General features: G+C 65.6%; 2 protein-coding genes. One reads left to right on the forward strand and one right to left on the reverse strand.

What is annotated here, in order from left to right:
* Positions 1–134, reverse strand: a 134-nt coding sequence (locus tag MKK54_RS24430; RefSeq protein WP_244008864.1) for a cytochrome b/b6 domain-containing protein, incomplete at its 3' end; no start/stop codon positions are given.
* Between the two features lie 145 nt (positions 135–279).
* Between MKK54_RS24430 and MKK54_RS24435 the strand changes: the two genes are divergently transcribed.
* A partial coding sequence (locus tag MKK54_RS24435; RefSeq protein WP_244015303.1) for a hypothetical protein occupies positions 280–468 on the forward strand: 189 nt, incomplete at its 3' end.

Below are 468 nucleotides of genomic sequence, written 5' to 3' on the forward strand. Positions count from 1 at the left end.
TCGAAGGTCGAGACCTTGCCCCAATAAAGGGCCGGGTGGGCGTTGAAGATCTGTAGGCCGCTCATCACCAGGACCAGCAGGCAGATCGCGTTCACCCAGTGGGTGACTCTGATCACGAGGGGATGGCGAAACATCCAGCGGCGGCGCTCGACCTCGCCGGTCTCGGGGGCAGATCGGGTCAGGTAGGTTCGAGCCAAACGGTCTTCCCCGCACTCTGGACGGCTAGGGCGGAGGCCCCTGGGTCGGGGCCTCCGGAAGCGCACGGCGCCTTGAAATCACATGCCGCGGTTCATCATCATCCGCTTCTTCATCATGCGGCGCTTCATCATCTGCTTCCGCATCATGCGCTTCTTCATCATCATCCGCTCGCTGCTGGTCATCCGGACCTGGGTGACGTCGGACGGGGCGGCCTGGAGTCCGTTCGGGCCCATCGGGGCCGCGGAGGCGCCGCCGGCTCCGAGGGCGAGG

It is taken from the genome of Methylobacterium sp. J-068 (assembly GCF_022829445.1).
GTDB lineage: Bacteria > Pseudomonadota > Alphaproteobacteria > Rhizobiales > Beijerinckiaceae > Methylobacterium.